At 67.5% G+C, this 14,560-nt stretch carries 14 protein-coding genes; 4 read left to right on the top strand and 10 right to left on the bottom strand.

Translation table 11 applies throughout. The features are described from left to right. Nucleotides 1-423 precede the first annotated feature (423 nt). Together D9599_RS02215 and D9599_RS02210 are read left to right on the top strand one after the other, a co-directional pair. Nucleotides 424-843, top strand: a complete 420-nt coding sequence (locus D9599_RS02215) for a helix-turn-helix domain-containing protein (RefSeq protein WP_198379550.1) — start codon at nucleotides 424-426, stop codon at nucleotides 841-843. Continuing rightward, nucleotides 759-1,322, top strand: coding sequence for an IS630 family transposase (locus tag D9599_RS02210; RefSeq protein WP_198379599.1), 564 nt, complete (start codon nucleotides 759-761; stop codon nucleotides 1,320-1,322). The genes D9599_RS02215 and D9599_RS02210 overlap by 85 nt, the downstream gene beginning before the upstream one ends. Before the next feature lie 115 nt (nucleotides 1,323-1,437). Here the strand turns inward: D9599_RS02210 and D9599_RS02205 are convergent, their stop codons facing one another. Beyond that, nucleotides 1,438-1,683: a hypothetical protein gene (locus D9599_RS02205; RefSeq protein WP_198379548.1), complete on the bottom strand. Its 246-nt coding sequence runs from the start codon at nucleotides 1,681-1,683 to the stop codon at nucleotides 1,438-1,440. Nucleotides 1,684-2,106: 423 nt separating this feature from the next. Here D9599_RS02205 and D9599_RS02200 point away from each other — a divergent pair, with 423 nt between their 5' ends. Further along, on the top strand, nucleotides 2,107-2,517 hold the full coding sequence (locus D9599_RS02200) for a MarR family transcriptional regulator (RefSeq protein ID WP_198379546.1): 411 nt from the start codon (nucleotides 2,107-2,109) through the stop codon (nucleotides 2,515-2,517). Between the two features lie 627 nt (nucleotides 2,518-3,144). Here the strand turns inward: D9599_RS02200 and D9599_RS02195 are convergent. Both D9599_RS02195 and D9599_RS02190 read right to left on the bottom strand, forming a co-directional pair. After that, nucleotides 3,145-3,450 carry a tripartite tricarboxylate transporter substrate-binding protein gene (locus tag D9599_RS02195; RefSeq protein ID WP_198379545.1) on the bottom strand — a complete coding sequence of 102 codons (306 nt, stop codon included), beginning with the start codon at nucleotides 3,448-3,450 and terminating at the stop codon, nucleotides 3,145-3,147. Continuing rightward, nucleotides 3,398-3,979: a 2Fe-2S iron-sulfur cluster-binding protein gene (locus D9599_RS02190; RefSeq protein WP_198379544.1), complete on the bottom strand. Its 582-nt coding sequence runs from the start codon at nucleotides 3,977-3,979 to the stop codon at nucleotides 3,398-3,400. The genes D9599_RS02195 and D9599_RS02190 overlap by 53 nt, the downstream gene beginning before the upstream one ends. A gap of 27 nt (nucleotides 3,980-4,006) precedes the next feature. Between D9599_RS02190 and D9599_RS02185 the strand changes: the two genes are divergently transcribed. Further along, on the top strand, nucleotides 4,007-4,588 hold the full coding sequence (locus D9599_RS02185; protein ID WP_198379542.1) for a hypothetical protein: 582 nt from the start codon (nucleotides 4,007-4,009) through the stop codon (nucleotides 4,586-4,588). 112 nt (nucleotides 4,589-4,700) lie between these two features. Here the strand turns inward: D9599_RS02185 and D9599_RS02180 are convergent, their stop codons facing one another. The 7 genes from D9599_RS02180 to D9599_RS02150 all read right to left on the bottom strand — a co-directional run bounded on the left by D9599_RS02180 (nucleotide 4,701) and on the right by D9599_RS02150 (nucleotide 14,406). Beyond that, nucleotides 4,701-5,174, bottom strand: a complete 474-nt coding sequence (locus D9599_RS02180; protein ID WP_309228509.1) for a transposase — start codon at nucleotides 5,172-5,174, stop codon at nucleotides 4,701-4,703. Between the two features lie 82 nt (nucleotides 5,175-5,256). Beyond that, nucleotides 5,257-6,060, bottom strand: coding sequence for an ATP-binding cassette domain-containing protein (locus D9599_RS02175; protein WP_198379539.1), 804 nt, complete (start codon nucleotides 6,058-6,060; stop codon nucleotides 5,257-5,259). Continuing rightward, complete coding sequence (locus D9599_RS02170) at nucleotides 6,057-7,073, bottom strand: ABC transporter ATP-binding protein (RefSeq protein ID WP_198379538.1); 1,017 nt, start codon at nucleotides 7,071-7,073, stop codon at nucleotides 6,057-6,059. Before D9599_RS02170 ends, D9599_RS02175 begins: the two co-directional genes overlap by 4 nt. After that, nucleotides 7,070-7,993, bottom strand: a complete 924-nt coding sequence (locus D9599_RS02165) for an ABC transporter permease (protein WP_198379536.1) — start codon at nucleotides 7,991-7,993, stop codon at nucleotides 7,070-7,072. Before D9599_RS02165 ends, D9599_RS02170 begins: the two co-directional genes overlap by 4 nt. Beyond that, a complete protein-coding gene (locus tag D9599_RS02160) occupies nucleotides 7,990-8,997 on the bottom strand; it encodes an ABC transporter permease (protein WP_198379535.1) in 1,008 nt (335 codons plus the stop codon). Before D9599_RS02160 ends, D9599_RS02165 begins: the two co-directional genes overlap by 4 nt. Before the next feature lie 2 nt (nucleotides 8,998-8,999). Further along, nucleotides 9,000-10,583: an ABC transporter substrate-binding protein gene (locus D9599_RS02155; protein ID WP_198379534.1), complete on the bottom strand. Its 1,584-nt coding sequence runs from the start codon at nucleotides 10,581-10,583 to the stop codon at nucleotides 9,000-9,002. Between the two features lie 13 nt (nucleotides 10,584-10,596). After that, a complete protein-coding gene (locus tag D9599_RS02150) occupies nucleotides 10,597-14,406 on the bottom strand; it encodes a hydantoinase B/oxoprolinase family protein (protein ID WP_198379533.1) in 3,810 nt (1,269 codons plus the stop codon). Nucleotides 14,407-14,560: the final 154 nt, after the last annotated feature.

The raw sequence follows: 14,560 nt of genomic DNA, 5'->3' as shown, positions 1-14,560 counted from the left end.
TGCCGATGTTGGCAGCATAGGTAACTATGACCACCATGCCGTCTTTGATGTGGTCGCGCACGTCGGGTTCGGTAGCCGATCGCTGTCTGGCATTGCTGCCCTACTGAACCGTGCGAATCGTCAGTTCACCTGCGCGCGCATGCAAGTCAGACTGACGATGGTCACAGTATGCGTCGCAACTCGACCTCCTGCACCGTAACTTGGCGCAGTCGAACGAACGGCTTGCCGGCTTCTCATCCCGGCGAGCGGATGAACTGACTCTCGTGTGATTTCCGCGCGGGTGGGGGTGGTGGTTCGCTTCTAACGTGACCTGGCGGAGTGGGCTTGATGGGGCGAGCACTGTAGATCCGGACGGATGTAGCGAGCGCGGACGAGCGTCGACGTTTGGCGCGGCGCGAGCGGAACCCACTGACAGCGACGCGTATGCTGGCTGTGGCGCATGCGCCGGACGGGTTAAGCCGGGCGGAGGCGACGCGGCTGGTGGGGCTGCAGCGCCAGGCGTTGCATGACGCGGTGGCACGCTTTAACGCCACGGGCTTGGAGGGTCTGCGAGACCGGCCCAAGCCAGGGCGGCCCTCGACGCTGAGCGAGCCCGAGCAGGCGGTGCTGTTCGCCATCATTCTGCGCGGGTCTGACCTGGAGCGGGATGGCGGGGTGGAGTGGACGCTGCCGATGCTGTGCCGCTGGATCGAGGGCTGCTTTGACAAGCGCCTGCACCCGGCGAGCCGGTCGCGGGTGGTACGCGGCTTAGATCTGTCCTGGCAGAAGACCCGGCCGCGGCCCCCCGAGGCCGACGAGGTGGCCAAGACAGCCTCTGCAAAAGGGGGCTGCGCCGTGCCGTAGCAGCCGTCGCCGCCAATCATCCATGTCAGCGGATCGAGCTCTGGTTCCAGGACGAGGCCAGGGTGGGCCAGAAAGGCCGCACTGGCCATCGCTGGTGGGCACGAGGGCAGCGCCCGCGCGGGCTGTGCGATCAGCGCCATGACTGGACCTACCTCGACGCGACCGTTCGGCCCGCAACAGGCGAGGGGTTCGCCCTGGTCCTGCCGGTGGTGTCCACCACGGCCACGAGCGTGTTCCTGGAGCACTTAGCCGCCACCCTCGCCCCCGACGTCCACGCCGTCCTCGTGATCGACCAAGCAGGCTGGCACGGCTCACGGCAGCTCCGTGTGTCCAACAACGTCATCCTAATTCAGTTGCCGCCCTACGCACCCGAGTTGAACCCGGTTGAGCGCGTCTGGCTCCACCTGCGCGAGCGGTTCCTGTCCCACCGCCTGCTCAACAGCAACGCCGCCATCGTCGACGCATGCTGCCAAGCCTGAAACGCTCTCACGCCCGATCACCTCCACTCCCCCACCAACTATCCCTGGATCAGACAGGTCAATTCATGAGCTCGGCGGTAGAAGAGACAGGGAGGGGGCGGTTGCCAGGCGCGGTTTACCCTTCGCCTGCCAGTTGCAGAAGGCTGTTCACGAGATCCCATGCCCAGGGCTCGGCCATGGTGCCATGGATGTTTTCGTCCCTGTCCCAGAAACCCGCTTCGAGCTTGGCCGCGCGAGCCTTGGCAATCATCCCGGCGAGCGTCTGCGGCCTGATCGCGCTGATCGCATCCCTGTTCTCCTCGTAGGCGCGCCAGGCAGGACCGTCCTCCTCCTCGTCAGGAGCGTCCTTCACCGCGGCCATGTGTTTGGGATGCTCAGCGCAGAAGCGAATGAGGTCAGTGTCAGGGCCGCCGGTCCCCATAGCAGGCGTCTCGGCGGAGAGAGACGGAGGATTGGAGCCTGGCAGAAACGGGCTGCTCCAGTCAGCACCCATGAACCCGAATGCCGGGCGGAGCGGCGCAGGTGGATCCGGGTAGGGGGGCGTGTCAGCCATGAGCCGGGCTCCAGAGCCTAGGCAGGTGTGTGGTGGGGTGAGTTGTCGAGTTGCCTATGCCGGCCAGGCTGATGGCTGATCGGTGGACTGGCTCCGGAACCATAACGATCCTCGTTCGCGAGAAGCAATGTTACTGCCTCAACCCAAGGTTGCACAATAGGAATTATCAGCCTATAACTGGAATGGCCGGAACGACCCGTCTCGCCAATATTCCATGAGAAGGAACCGCCCATGCCCGTGCAAGGCACACCGGACCAGTTAGTTGGGATCCTCCGGGAGACCGTCGTCTCTCTCGTCCGCCGCGATGGCCCAGATCTAACGGCCAGACAACTCGGAGTCTTCCTCACGGTCTACCTCGGCGAGGGGCCACACACCGTGCGAGGGCTGGCTGCCCAGTTGAACGTCTCCAAGCCCGCGATCACCCGCGCACTGGATCGTTTGGGCGAACTCGACTTCGCCCGCCGCAAGACGGACCTGAAAGACCGCCGCTCCGTGCTCGTGCAGCGAACGGTCAAAGGCGCGGCCCTGCTGCGGGAGATGCACGTCATCATGGCCGAAGCTGCCTCAGTCGCTGAGGAAGTGATGCTTGACCAGGCAAGCCTCACGACCGGTTCACCTGTCCAAGCCATGCGAGCTGGCTAATCCACAACTAGTCCAGTCGTTTGGCGGACGCGCGGCGCTTCGTGTGAGATGGTGCACCGCTTGAATGGCGGCGAAGTAGACGCGGAGACTGAAGACGGCGAGGCCGCAGTCGGCGTCGGATGACCGTCGCGCGTTGATGGACCGTTTCATCAACGACCACTTGGCCGATGGTCAGCCGGAATGGGGCGCAACCCCAAAGCTCGCTCTCAATCGCCAGGTTGAACAGGGCGCGCATCGCGGAGCCGCTGCTCGCGTTGAAGAGCATGACGGATGGCCCAGACCTGCTTGGGCTTGAGCGGTGGCTTGGGACCGGTGAAACGTCCCTTGTTCCAGAGTACGATTGGCCGTGTGTCTGGGAGCGGAATACCCGAATGGTTCTTTTGCACAGCACATCTGCTGAGCCGCCGTGTTGCGGCTCAGGAGGAAGCTGTTTCGGTGGATTCGGATAGCCAGGAGCGGAGTGGCCGCTTGGGAAGCTTGAACGGGGCCAAGCAGATGTAACCGAGCTGCGGGGGTATCCTCTACAAAGGGCAAGAGGATGCAGGATGTCGACGCGCCGGCTCGGCGCTGGGGTTCGGAACAAACTGTCGAAAAGCTGCTGGTCGGACGGTTGCCGCTCGCCAAGGCTTAGTCGAGCCTCGCACCGGAAAGCTCGATCAGGGATTGCCAGCTGGGCAGATCCCGGCTGACGGTCTCGGCCAGTTCTTCCGGTAACGACGCGACCGGATCCTGCCCCTGCTCGAGCATGCGTTGACAGACCTCGTTGTCGCTCACGGCGGCCATAAATGCTGCATGCAACCGATAGACGATGGCTCGCGGCGTTTGCGCAGGCGCCCAGGCGGCGACGAAGGGCGCGACTTTCAAATCCGCAATACCCTGCTCAGCGAAAGTCGGCACTTCTGGCATGGCGGCGGATCGACTGCGGCCGACCATGGCGAGGGGCTTGATGCGCTTGACCCGCGCGAGCGGCACCGCCCCCACCGGGCTTGCGAAGCTCGCCGAGGGCGCGCACCTGTTTTGGCGTGCTGCCAGCATCAGAGGAAAGGCCGACCGGGTGCCAGTAGCGGCGCAGCAGCTCGCCCATCGGCGTGCCACGGCCCAATTCGGTCAGGGCGCGGTCGTAGGTCGGCTTCGGGCGGTCGTAGCCGGTGCCACTGTCGGGGGACGTGATGTGGGTATCGGGCGTGGCGTTCTCCTCCTTTGCTGTCAGATATCTAGGATGAGCGCGTCCGAGAGTGCGCCGGAGCAGTAGATCATCGGTCGTGACGCCAGCTTGCCGCTCAGCCTCGGACAGGATCGAACCGCGGTGGTCGGGCGTGCCGGCCAGCACCCGTGTCTCGCAGTCGCCGCAGATGCCCTGCAGGCAGGAGTGCGGTGCCTCGACGCCCACCGCGGTAATGGCATCGAGGATGGACCGGCCGGGCGTTGCCGCCAGGCTGCGGCCGCTGCGGGCGAGGTTCACCGTGAAGCCGCCCGCGGCGAATGGCGCGTGAAGCGGCGCGAAGGACTCCAGGTGCACCTGTCACGGTTCGCTAAGGCTGCACTGGCGGTCCTACTCGGGCTCGCCCTTGGCGCCACAGCCGAGGCCCAGCCGTCGCGCGAGCGGCCGGTGGAGCGCCGGCCGGCGCCCGCGGCGCGTCAGGCGCCGGTCGCCGTTCCGCGCGGCGGTGGCGACGTTGCGCCCCAGCGCTTCATTCCACTCGCAATTCGCGAGTTCCTGAACGACCGGCGGATCGACCCGCTGACGCGCGCCTTCCTGATTGATATTGCCGGTAAGCGGCAGGAAGACTCGACGCTCGCCGACTACCGGCGGATCACCGTCATCGCGCCGGCCCTGACGGAGCTATACATCTCGACGGCGGTCCTCAGCGCCTTCTACGAGTTCCTGAACCTCGATCCCACTAGCCTTTTTAATCCGCAGCTAGGTGGATCATGGCAAGCAACCTCGACGGCCTTCGATCCGCGTAACCTCTGGAACCGACGATGCTTCAATATCCGGAATCTCGCGCAGTCCGATCCCGACGTGGTTAAGCTCAACGATCTCCTGAACTGCGGGGATCAATTCGACTAGGTGGCATCTTGCTGTCGTCGGCGAGAAATGACCTGCTTAAGTATGGGAACAGGCGGCTGCGTCTCATACTCGGCTCATGAAGTCCTGACTGACCGCAGGTATGGGTAGTCTGTCAGGGAAGCGATGCGGCCGGGTTCGGCGGTGAGGTGGTTCCAGGCTTGGCAGCAGCCATCGATGGTGGCTTTGAGATTGGGGAAGAGACGAAGCGAGAGGAAGCGCTTGCGCAGAGGAGCCAGACGCGCTCGATTGGGTTCAATTCCGGAGCGTAGGGCGGCAGGAAGATAAGGCTGACGTTGTCAGGCACGGTGAGCCGTCCTGCGATGTGCCAGCCCGCGCCGTCCAGTCGAAGGGCGGCGTGGACGCCCTCGAGCAGGGTGGCGGCGAAGTGGCCGAGGAAGGCCTGCATGGCCGCCGTGCCCAGCTCGGTCAGCGCGAGAGCGAAGGCCTGATCAGTGCCGGGGCGGACCGCGCTAAAAATTCGGCTGACGCATGGCGCTGGTCGATGACACAACTCGGGCGGATGCCGCGCTCGTGCCAGACGCGGGCGCCGCGGCCCCTCTGGCCCACACTGGCCTCGTCTTAGCACCGGAGTTGATCTCGCTACAGCGAGAAGAATTCGGCGCAAACATTCTTCGGCACGAAAGCGTGGAGCGATTGAACAGGCGACGCTACGAGGCGTCCTCGCTGACGCCCTTCGGTTCGCGTAGGTCCGTGATGCCTGGGGAAAGGACCGAGCTGAGCAGCGCGCGCGTGTAGGCTTCGCGGGGCTCCTGAAGCACCTGCGCGACCGGCCCCACCTCCACGACCTGCCCTTGTCGCAACACCATGACCTCGTCGCAGAGGAGCCGCACCACCGCGAGGTTGTGCGACACGAAGAGATAGGCGAGTTGGTGCCGCTGCCGCAGACCTCGCAGCAATTCGATGATCTGCGCCTGCACAGAGACGTCAAGCGCGGAGGTAGGCTCGTCCAGCAGCAGCGCCCGCGGCCCGGGTGCGAGGGCACGCGCGATGCAGACGCGCTGCTTCTGGCCACCCGAGAGTTCATGCGGGTAGCGCCAGAGAAACTCGGGCCCCAGCCCCACATCCGTCAGCAACCCCGCCACCCGGCTTTGTAGCCGCCTCCGGTCAAGGCCGCCAAGGATGCGCAGCGGCTCCGCCACGGAGTCGTGCACCGTGCTGCGCGGATTCAGCGCCGAATGCGGGTTCTGGAACACCACCTGCACAGCGCGCCGCAGCGGCCGCAGCGCGGCCCCGCCGGCGCCTGTGATGTCGGTGCCGTCCAGCAGCACGCGCCCGGTCGAGACGGGCTGCAACTTCAGCAGCGCGCGCAGCAGGGTGGATTTGCCCGAGCCGGACTCCCCGACCAGTCCTAACGCCGCGCCAGGCCGCAGCGCGATGGAGACGTTCTCCAGCGCCAGATGTTGCCCGAAGCGGACCGATACCCTCTCTGCACTCAGCAGCGGTACCGTCATACCGGTGCCCTCGTCAGCCCAAGCTCGGCAGCGACCATACTCTGCGCCACGGCGTGACACGCCACCAGATGCTGCGAGGCGGCGGCCGCCGGAACCAGCGGTGGCTTCTCTCGCGCGCATACCGGCATCGCCAGAGGGCAGCGCGGATGGAATCGGCATCCCGAGGGAGGGTGGCGTAGGTCCGGGATACTGCCGGGAATGCTGGCTGGCATGTGCTCCGGCCTGTTCAGGTCGGGAATGGCGGCAAGCAGCCCGCGCGTATAGGGGTGCTGCGGCCCGCGAAACAGTGCCTCCGCCGGGGCATCCTCCACGATAGTGCCGGAGTACATGACGACAATGCGCCGGCACACGGCGCCGATCACACCGAGATCATGGCTGATCAGAATCAAAGTCAGCCCGAGCCGCCGCACCAAGTCGGCGATGAGCGCCAGCACTTGCCGCTGGATGGTGACATCGAGCGCGGTCGTCGGTTCATCGGCAATCAGCAGGTGGGGGTTTCCTGCCAGCGCCTCGGCGATCAGCACGCGTTGCCGCATCCCGCCCGACAGCTCGTGCGGATAGCGGGAGAGCAAGGCCTCCGCCTCCGGCAGGCGCACGGATTCCAGCAGCGCGACGCTGCGCGTCCTCAGTGCTGTGCGCGACAGCCCGGGCTCATGCGCCCGCAGGACCTCGGCCATTTGCTGGCCAATGGTGAAGACAGGGTTGAGATAGGTGACGGGGTCCTGGAACACCATCCCGATGTCCCGTCCGCGCATCCGGCGCAGTGCGGCCCCGTCCATGCCGAGGATATCGATGCCATCGAAGTGGATCGCGCCACCCGTCACCCGCGCGGGCGGCGAGGGGTTCAGCCGCAGCACGCTGCGCGCGAGAACCGACTTGCCGCAGCCCGTCTCGCCGACAATGCCCACCGCCTCGCCTGTCGCGACGGACAGGTCGATCCCGTCCAGCACATGGGCGCGCCCCTCGAAGCCATCAAAGACGAGACGGAGGTCACGGATCTCAAGCAGGCTCATCCCTTCGAGCTCCGCGGGTCGAGCGTGTCGCGCAACCCGTCGCCGAAAAGGTTGAAGCCAAGAACGGTGAGGAAGATGAACAGTCCCGGAGCTGCAGAATACCACCACCAGTCAGGCATGAAGGTTCGCCCGACGGAGATCATTGCGCCCCATTCCGGCGCCGGTGGCTTCGCACCCAGGCCGATGAAGCCGAGGGAGGCCGCCGCAAGGATGGCCATGCCCATATCCATGCTGGCCTTCACGATCAGAGGGCTGATGCAGTTGGGCAGGATATGGTGCCGCAGGATCCAGCCATGGGAGGCTCCCATGGTTCGCGCCGCCTCGACATAGGCCTCGGAGCGCAACGTCAGCGCCTTTGCCTCGATCAGGCGGACGTAGCCCGGCCACCAGACGATGGTGAGCGCCAGCACGCCGTGCATGATTCCGGGCCCGAGCGAGGCGACGATCGCCAGAGCCAGCACCAATCCCGGCACCGCCAGGAACACGTCCGTGGCGCGCATGATGACGGAGCGCACGCGCCCGCCGAAGTATCCCGCCGTCACCCCGAGGGGTACGCCGACCAGCGCCGCCAGGCCAGTGATGGTCAGCCCGATCCAGAAGCTCGTCCGGGTGCCGATGATAACACGGGTGAAGATGTCGTTCCCCATCTCATCCGTGCCGAAGAGATGCGCGGAGGAGGGCGGCTGGAGCCGCCGCGCCAGGTTCACCGCCCCTTGCGCGTCCTCCGGATAGGGGACGATCCAGGGCCCGATCGCCGCCAGCAGGAGGAAGGCCAGCACCAGCGCAAGGCCCAGCAGCGCGGAGGGGCTTCGGGCGAAGGTCCAGGTAAAGAAGCGAAGCTGCCGAAACAGGCCGGCATACTCCAGGCGAAGGCGCGCCAAGCGTGGCAAGGAGGGCGGGGCGGCGGTGGTCGTGCTCATGCGCTGCGGGTCCTCGGGTCGAGCCAGCCGTAGGCAAGGTCAACCAGGAGGTTCGCCAGCATGAAGATCAGCCCGATCGTCAGCGTTACCCCCATGACCGGCTTGAAGTCGGAGGCGATGGCGGAGCTGACGGCATAGAGACCTATGCCCGGCCAGTCGAACACCGTCTCGACCAGCACGGTGCTGCCCAGCATCCAGCCGAAGCGGAGGCCGATCATGGCGAGCGTCGGCAGCATCGCGTTCTTCAGCGCCAGCCGCCCCACCACCCGCCGCGGGACAACCCCGTGCGCGCGGGCGGCGGTAACGTGGTCCGAGCCCAGCACCTCAATCATCTCGGCCCTGTTCACCCGCAGCACGGAGGCCAGGCACGGAAGGGAGAGCACGAAGGCCGGCAGCACCGAATGGGCGGCCGCATCGCCGAAGGTGTCCCACTGACCGGTGAGCAGCGCGTCGAAGAGAACCATGCCCGTGAAGACCGGCGGCGGGTCGGCCGCGATGGAGAGCTGGCCGCCCGTCGGCAACCAGCCCATCCACACCGCCAGGACGAGTTGCAGCAGCAGCGCGATCCAGAAGGCCGGCAGCGCCACGCCTGAGACCGCGAGCACGCGGATGCCATGGTCGAGCAGCGAGTGGCGCCGCACCGCCGAGAGGATGCCCAAGGGAATGCCCACCACGCAAGCGAAACCCATGGCCAGCAGCACGAGCTGCAGGCTGGCCGGCACGTAGCGCGAGAGGTCGTCCATCACCTCGTTCCCGCTCTGGATCGAGCGCCCCAGCCGGCCCTGCAGGAGGTCGCCGACGTAGCGCAGGAATTGTTCCGGCAGCGGCCGGTCAAGCCCGTACTCCCGGCGCAAGGTGGCGACCATCTCCGGCGTCGCGTCCGGCCCGGCCGCGAGCGCGGCCGGGTCAGCCGGGGTGACGTTGGAGATGACGAAGGTGATCAGCACCAGCCCCGCCAGCATCAGCGCGACATAGGCGATGCGGCGAGCCAGGTAGCGGAGCATCGTCAGGCACGCGCCGCATAGAGCGGGAAGAGGTCCACCTCGCCCGTCAGGTTCAGCGGCTGGGGCTGGAAGCCTTTCACGTAGCCGCGCATGGCCCATTGCTGGTTGGCGGTCATGCAGAAGATCACGGGCTGGAGCTCGACCACGCGGCGCTGGATGCGGGCGTAGAGGTCCGCGCGCTTCACCTCGTCCAGCTCGACCGCAGCTTCGGCGACCATGCGATCGATTTCGGCGTCGCGCAGGTGGTGGATGCCCCAGAACTGCCCGGCGGCGGAGGAGGCGTACTGCGACGCCACCGTATCCGGAGAGGTGGTGACGGGCGTGACGTAGACGGCCGTCATCGCCGCCGCCGTCTCCGGCGAGGCACCGCGGCCGATCAGCGTCGGCCAGGGCTGGGCGACGAGGTTCACCTTGATGCCGAGCGGCTGCAGCGCCGCCAGGAGCACGAGCCCGATCTGCCGCTGCACCTCGTGCCCGGCGATGTGGAGGAACTCGAGTTCGATCCCGCCCTCGGGCGTGGCCGTCTTCGCCATGTACCCCTTCGCCAGTTCCAGGTTCCGGCGCGGCATGTCGAGTGTGATGCGCCCCGCGGTCACCACCGGAAAGGGCCCGTCCATCAGCCGGGCAGCACCCTTGTGGATCGTGATCAGGGCGTCGTAGTCGAAGGCGTAAGCGATGGCCTTGCGCAGGTTGAGGTCCGCCGTCGGCCCCTTCTGCGTGTTCAGCATGATGGCGAAGGGGGCGGCCCCCGGCACATCCGCGATGGTCATTCCCGGCATCTTACCGAGCTGCTCGATGTCATCCGGCGTCAGCCCGGCGGCGATGTCCACCTCGCCGCGCTGCAGCGCTGCCTTGCGGGGGGAGGATTCGCGCATGACGCGGTAGATCACCCCGGCCGGGCGGTCCGCCTCGGCCATGGGCCAGCCTTTCCAGTAGTCCGGCACGGCCTCCAGCGACATCACGCTCTGTCCGTCCCAGCGGCGGATGCGGAAGGGGCCGGAGCCAGCCTCGGCTGATGTCAGCCACTTCTGGCCGTCGTCGTCGCCCTCCTGGTTGGCCATCACCTGCTTGGGGTTGGTGATGAACCAGAGCGGCATGAATGAGAGGAAGTCGGGGTAGGGCTGCTCCAGTGTGAAGCGTACGGTACGCGCGTCTACAGCCACGATGCTCCCGGGCTTCAGGTGCTTGGACAGCATCCACGAGATGCCCTTGTTCAGCCGCAGCCCGCGCTCGAAGGAGAAGCGCACGGCCTCGGCGTCCACCGGGTCGCCGTTGTGGAACCTGGCGTTCCCGACGAGGTGGAAGGTCCACGTCTTGCCATCCGCACTCGTTTCCCAGCGCTCCGCCAGCCAGGGGACGACGCGCGGCGGCGTGCCGTCGTAGCGCACCAGCGCGTCGTACAGGCAGCGCTGCATCATCCGCGTGGACCAGTCGTAGCGCTGGTGCGGGTCGAGGATCGGCACGGGCTGGTTGCCGGAGAAGACCAGGATGCGCCGGTTGCCCTCTCGCTCGAACCCGTAGGCGGGGTCGAGGGAGGAAGCCGCGACCGCGGCGCCCGCGCCCAGGAGGAAGCTTCGGCGATCCATGGTTCGGTCCTCTCTACTCGGCTGCCTGGGCGGCCGTGGGGGTGGATGCGGCACCGGGGCCGACATAGCCGTCAAGCACGTCCTGTTCCACGAGCCAGGCCGGCCGATCCTCCGGCGCCCCGAAGCCGGAGCCGCCGCAGAGACGGATCTCGATCATCTGACTCGTATCGTTCAGCGTCACCAGCTCGCCAGTTCCGCAATCCCGGACCAAGTTCCCCTTCCGGTCGAGCACGGCGCCGCGCGCCATCCCGCCCTGCTGCCCGCCGAACAGGCCAGGCGCCTCTACCCCTACGCCTTCAGCCGCCACGGAGGCCTGGGTGGGCCTGCCGTCGTCGTGCAGCTTGCGCATGCGGGTGCGGGTGCCGAGCCCGCCGCGACGCCGCCCCGGCCCGCCGGAACCCTCGATAAGGGATTTCTCCACGACCAGAACTGGCGCGCGCGTCTCGAACAGCTCGATCGAGGTATTGGCGGCCGAGGTCGGCCAGAGCAGCGCCGACTTCCCATCTCCTCGCGCTCCCGCGCCCTGACCGCCGCCCATAAAGAAGTGATCGGAGTAGAGACGCCCGGCCGCGTCCAGCCCGTGCACCTTGATCGAGACCGGGAGCCCGGTATGCGCCTGCACCCGGTCCGGCGCCGCCTCGGAAAGAGCGCGGAAGATGTTGGGTGCGAGGTACCAGCCCGTGCGTGTGCGCAGCGCCACCGCGGCTGGCCGCGTGCAGTTCAGCACGGAGCCCTCCGGTGCCTTAACCCGCATCGGGCGGTAGCAGCCGGCATTGCCGCGCACCCCCGGGCTGAGGATGCATTTCAGCGGGTAGGAGCCGTGCGCCTCGGTGTAGCTGAAGGTGCAGTTCAGCCCGCCGCGGGGCAGCTGCGCCGGCGCACCCGCAAAATCCAGCTCGATCTCGTCCCCGGCGACGGTCAGCTTCAGCGGATAGCGCAGCGTCTGGCCGAGCATGTTGTTGCTCACCTCGGAGCGGTAGACGCCGTCCGGCAGCGCGCGGATGGCATCGCGCATCGCCTTCTCTGCCCGGCCCTGCACCACCGCGGCCAGCGCGCGGAGGTCGTGCATACCGTAGTCCTGCATGAAGGAGAGCAGGCGCTCCGCCCCCTGCGCGTTGGCCGCCACGAAGGAGTGCAGGTCGCCCAGCACCTCCTCGGGCTTGCGCACGTTCTCGCCGATGAGATCGAACAGCGTGTCGTTTGCCTCGCCGGCGCGGTAGAGCTTGGCGGGCGGGATCTGCAGGCCCTCGTCGAAGATCTCCTCCGCCCGCAGCCCGTCCTTGATGCCGCCGATGTCCCCGACATGCCCGACCGTGCCGAGCAGCGCGACCAGCCGCCCTCCGCGGAAGACAGGGGTGACGATGGCGATGTCGTAGAGGTGCCCGGCGCAGAGCCAGGGGTCGTTCGTGATCAGCACGTCGCCGGGGCGCAGCGTCTCGGCCGGGAACTTCTCCAGCATGGCTTTCACAGCCCGCGGCAGCGTCAGGTTGAAGACCGGCATGGCGCGCGGGGAGTGCGCGAGGGACTCGCCGGTCGCGTCCAGCAGGTCGCAGGCGAAGTCCTGCGCCTCGGAGACGATGAGGCTGAAGGCGGTGCGGCAGATGGTGTGCCACATCTCCTCCACGATGGTGACCAGGCGGCTCCACATGATTTCGAGAGAGACCGGATCCGCCTCGATCAGCGCCCGCGCCTCGCTCATCGGGGTTTCCGGGGTGATGCGGGCAGCGATGGGGGAGGCGACACCCACCCGGATGCGCAGCGTGCCCGCCGCGCCGACCATCACGCTGTCCTGCGGACCGAGGATGGTCGTCGCCTCGCGCTCCTCGATGATCGCCGGGCCCTGCACGGTCTCGCCCATGGCGAGGGCGTAGCGGTCGAGGACGGGGGTGTCGTGGAAGGCGTCGCCGAACCAGGCCATGCGGCTGCCCTTGCGCGCCGTGCCGGCCGCGGGGGCGCCCGCCTGCTCCACGGTCAGCGCCGGGACCGGGCCTGAGGCGCGAACTCGGAAGGAGATGACCTCCGCCGAGACACCCTCGTACACAGAGGTGAAGCGGGCGGAGTACACGGCCCGGAAGGCTTCCAGCACCTGCGGGATGGAGGCGGCGGTGATCGGGCCGGCGGGCAGGGGCACGCTGATCTCGTGGAGCTGGCCGGCCAGCCGCATGTCGGCGCTGCGCTCGACGGTGATATCAGCCTCGGCGGTGCCGGCGGCGGTCAGCATGGCGACCGTCTCGGCCGAGAGCTCCGCCAACACCGCCTCCATCGCCGCCGGCGCCCCGGCATCGTTCAGCGAGAGCGGCAGCGAGCGGACCTGCTCGAAGGAGAGCGGGGCGGCGAGGAAGCCAAGCGCGGAGGCAGCGCCGGAGGCCGGTGGGATCAGCACCTCCTGCACGCCGAGGATGCGCGCGACCTCCACGGCATGCGCCGGGCCCGCGCCGCCGAAGCCCACCATGGCGTAGCGCCGCGGGTCCTTGCCCTTCTCGATGATGTGGATGCGGGCGGCGGCGGCCATGCTCTCTGTCACGGTGCGGTGGATGCCCCAGGCGGTCTCCACCGCGGAGAGGCCGAGCCCCTCTCCCACCCGCGCCAGCGCCGCCTCGGCCGCCGCCTTGTCGAGCGACATGCGTCCGCCGAGAAAGAAGCCGGGATCGTAGTAGCCGAGGGCAAGGTTCGCGTCCGTCACCGTGGGCTGGGTGCCGCCGCGGCCGTAGCAGGCCGGGCCGGGATCGGCGCCGGCAGAATGCGGCCCGACCTTCAGTAGCCCCACCTCGTCGATGGCAGCGATGGAGCCGCCGCCCGCGCCGATCTCGATCATGTCGATGACCGGCGCCTTGATGGGCAGGCCCGAGCCCTTCTTGAAACGGTGCAGCCGCGCCACCTCCATCATCGGCGCGATCTCGCAGCGTCCGGCCTCGATCATGCAGGCCTTGGCCGTGGTGCCGCCCATGTCGAAGGAGATGATGTCCTCCTGGCCAACGAGCTTGCCGAAGAAGGCCGTGGCCAGCCCGCCGCCGGCCGGGCCGCTCTCCAGCAGGCGGATGGGATAGGCGCGCGCCGCCTCTGGCGAGACGAGCCCGCCAGCCGACTGCATCAGCCGCAGCGCGCCGCGGAACCCGCCCGTCCACAACTCGCGCTCGAGACGGCGGAGGTAGCGGTCCATCAAGGGCTGAACATAGGCGTTGGCGCAGGTGGTGACGAAGCGCTGGTACTCCCACAGCTCCGCGACCACCTCGGAGGAGAGAGAGAGGGGGAGGTCCGGGAAGCTCTCGCGGATCGCGGCGGCGGCGGCTTTCTCGTGCGCCATGTTGCGGTAGGCGTGCAGGAAGCAGATGGCGATGGCCTCAGCCCCCTCCGCGACCAGCCGCGCTGCCGCGCGCTTCACCGCTTCCACGTCGAGCGGCGTCACGACCTGACCGTCACGGTCCATCCGCTCCGCAACTTCCAGGCGGCGGCGGCGGGGGACCAGGGGATCGGGGAACTGCAGGAAAAGATCGTAAATGTCGTAGCGCTGCTCGGTCCCGATCTCCAGGATATCGCGAAAGCCCGCGCTCGTGATCATGCCCAGCGTTGCGCCCTTGCGCTCAATTAGCGCATTCGTCACCAACGTCGTGCCGTGCACGATCTCGGTGATGTCGGAAAGCGAGAGGCCCGCGTCCGCCACCAACTCCGCCAGCCCGAGCAGCGCGCCCTGGGAGGGATCCTGCGGCGTGGTCAGGCACTTGTGCAGGCGGATAGTAGCAGTGTGCCGGTCCAGCAGGATGAAATCCGTGAAGGTGCCCCCGATATCGAAGCCGATTCGGTAACGTCCGAAGTCATCTGCCATGGAAAGCCACTCCACTTTTTGCAGGAGGGCCGGAGCCGAGCCGTTCCAGTCGCCGCCTGCACTTCTTGGAGGATAGCGGCGGCTGCGAACGGCGACATAAGGGCTGGCCCGTATGCTGAATGCACGCGCCTGGAAGTCTGCTTGCGGATTGAGC

Origin of the sequence: Roseomonas sp. KE2513 (assembly GCF_016107305.1) — a bacterium.
In the GTDB taxonomy this organism is placed as follows: Bacteria; Pseudomonadota; Alphaproteobacteria; order Acetobacterales; family Acetobacteraceae; genus Roseomonas.
The sequence above is the reverse complement of the archived record's forward strand: the minus strand, read 5'-3'. Positions and strand labels throughout refer to the sequence as shown.

Bases quoted from the DNA above. Each gene is read 5' to 3' on its own strand.
- D9599_RS02195 (WP_198379545.1), bottom strand. From the start codon at position 3,450: ATGGTCGGCCGCAGTCGATCCGCCGCCATGCCAGAAGTGCCGACTTTC.
- D9599_RS02200 (WP_198379546.1), top strand. From the start codon at position 2,107: ATGCCCGTGCAAGGCACACCGGACCAGTTAGTTGGGATCCTCCGGGAG.
- D9599_RS02175 (WP_198379539.1), bottom strand. From the start codon at position 6,060: ATGACGGTACCGCTGCTGAGTGCAGAGAGGGTATCGGTCCGCTTCGGG.
- D9599_RS02205 (WP_198379548.1), bottom strand. From the start codon at position 1,683: ATGGCCGCGGTGAAGGACGCTCCTGACGAGGAGGAGGACGGTCCTGCC.
- D9599_RS02165 (WP_198379536.1), bottom strand. From the start codon at position 7,993: ATGAGCACGACCACCGCCGCCCCGCCCTCCTTGCCACGCTTGGCGCGC.
- D9599_RS02160 (WP_198379535.1), bottom strand. From the start codon at position 8,997: ATGCTCCGCTACCTGGCTCGCCGCATCGCCTATGTCGCGCTGATGCTG.
- D9599_RS02155 (WP_198379534.1), bottom strand. From the start codon at position 10,583: ATGGATCGCCGAAGCTTCCTCCTGGGCGCGGGCGCCGCGGTCGCGGCT.
- D9599_RS02215 (WP_198379550.1), top strand. From the start codon at position 424: ATGCTGGCTGTGGCGCATGCGCCGGACGGGTTAAGCCGGGCGGAGGCG.
- D9599_RS02150 (WP_198379533.1), bottom strand. From the start codon at position 14,406: ATGGCAGATGACTTCGGACGTTACCGAATCGGCTTCGATATCGGGGGC.
- D9599_RS02170 (WP_198379538.1), bottom strand. From the start codon at position 7,073: ATGAGCCTGCTTGAGATCCGTGACCTCCGTCTCGTCTTTGATGGCTTC.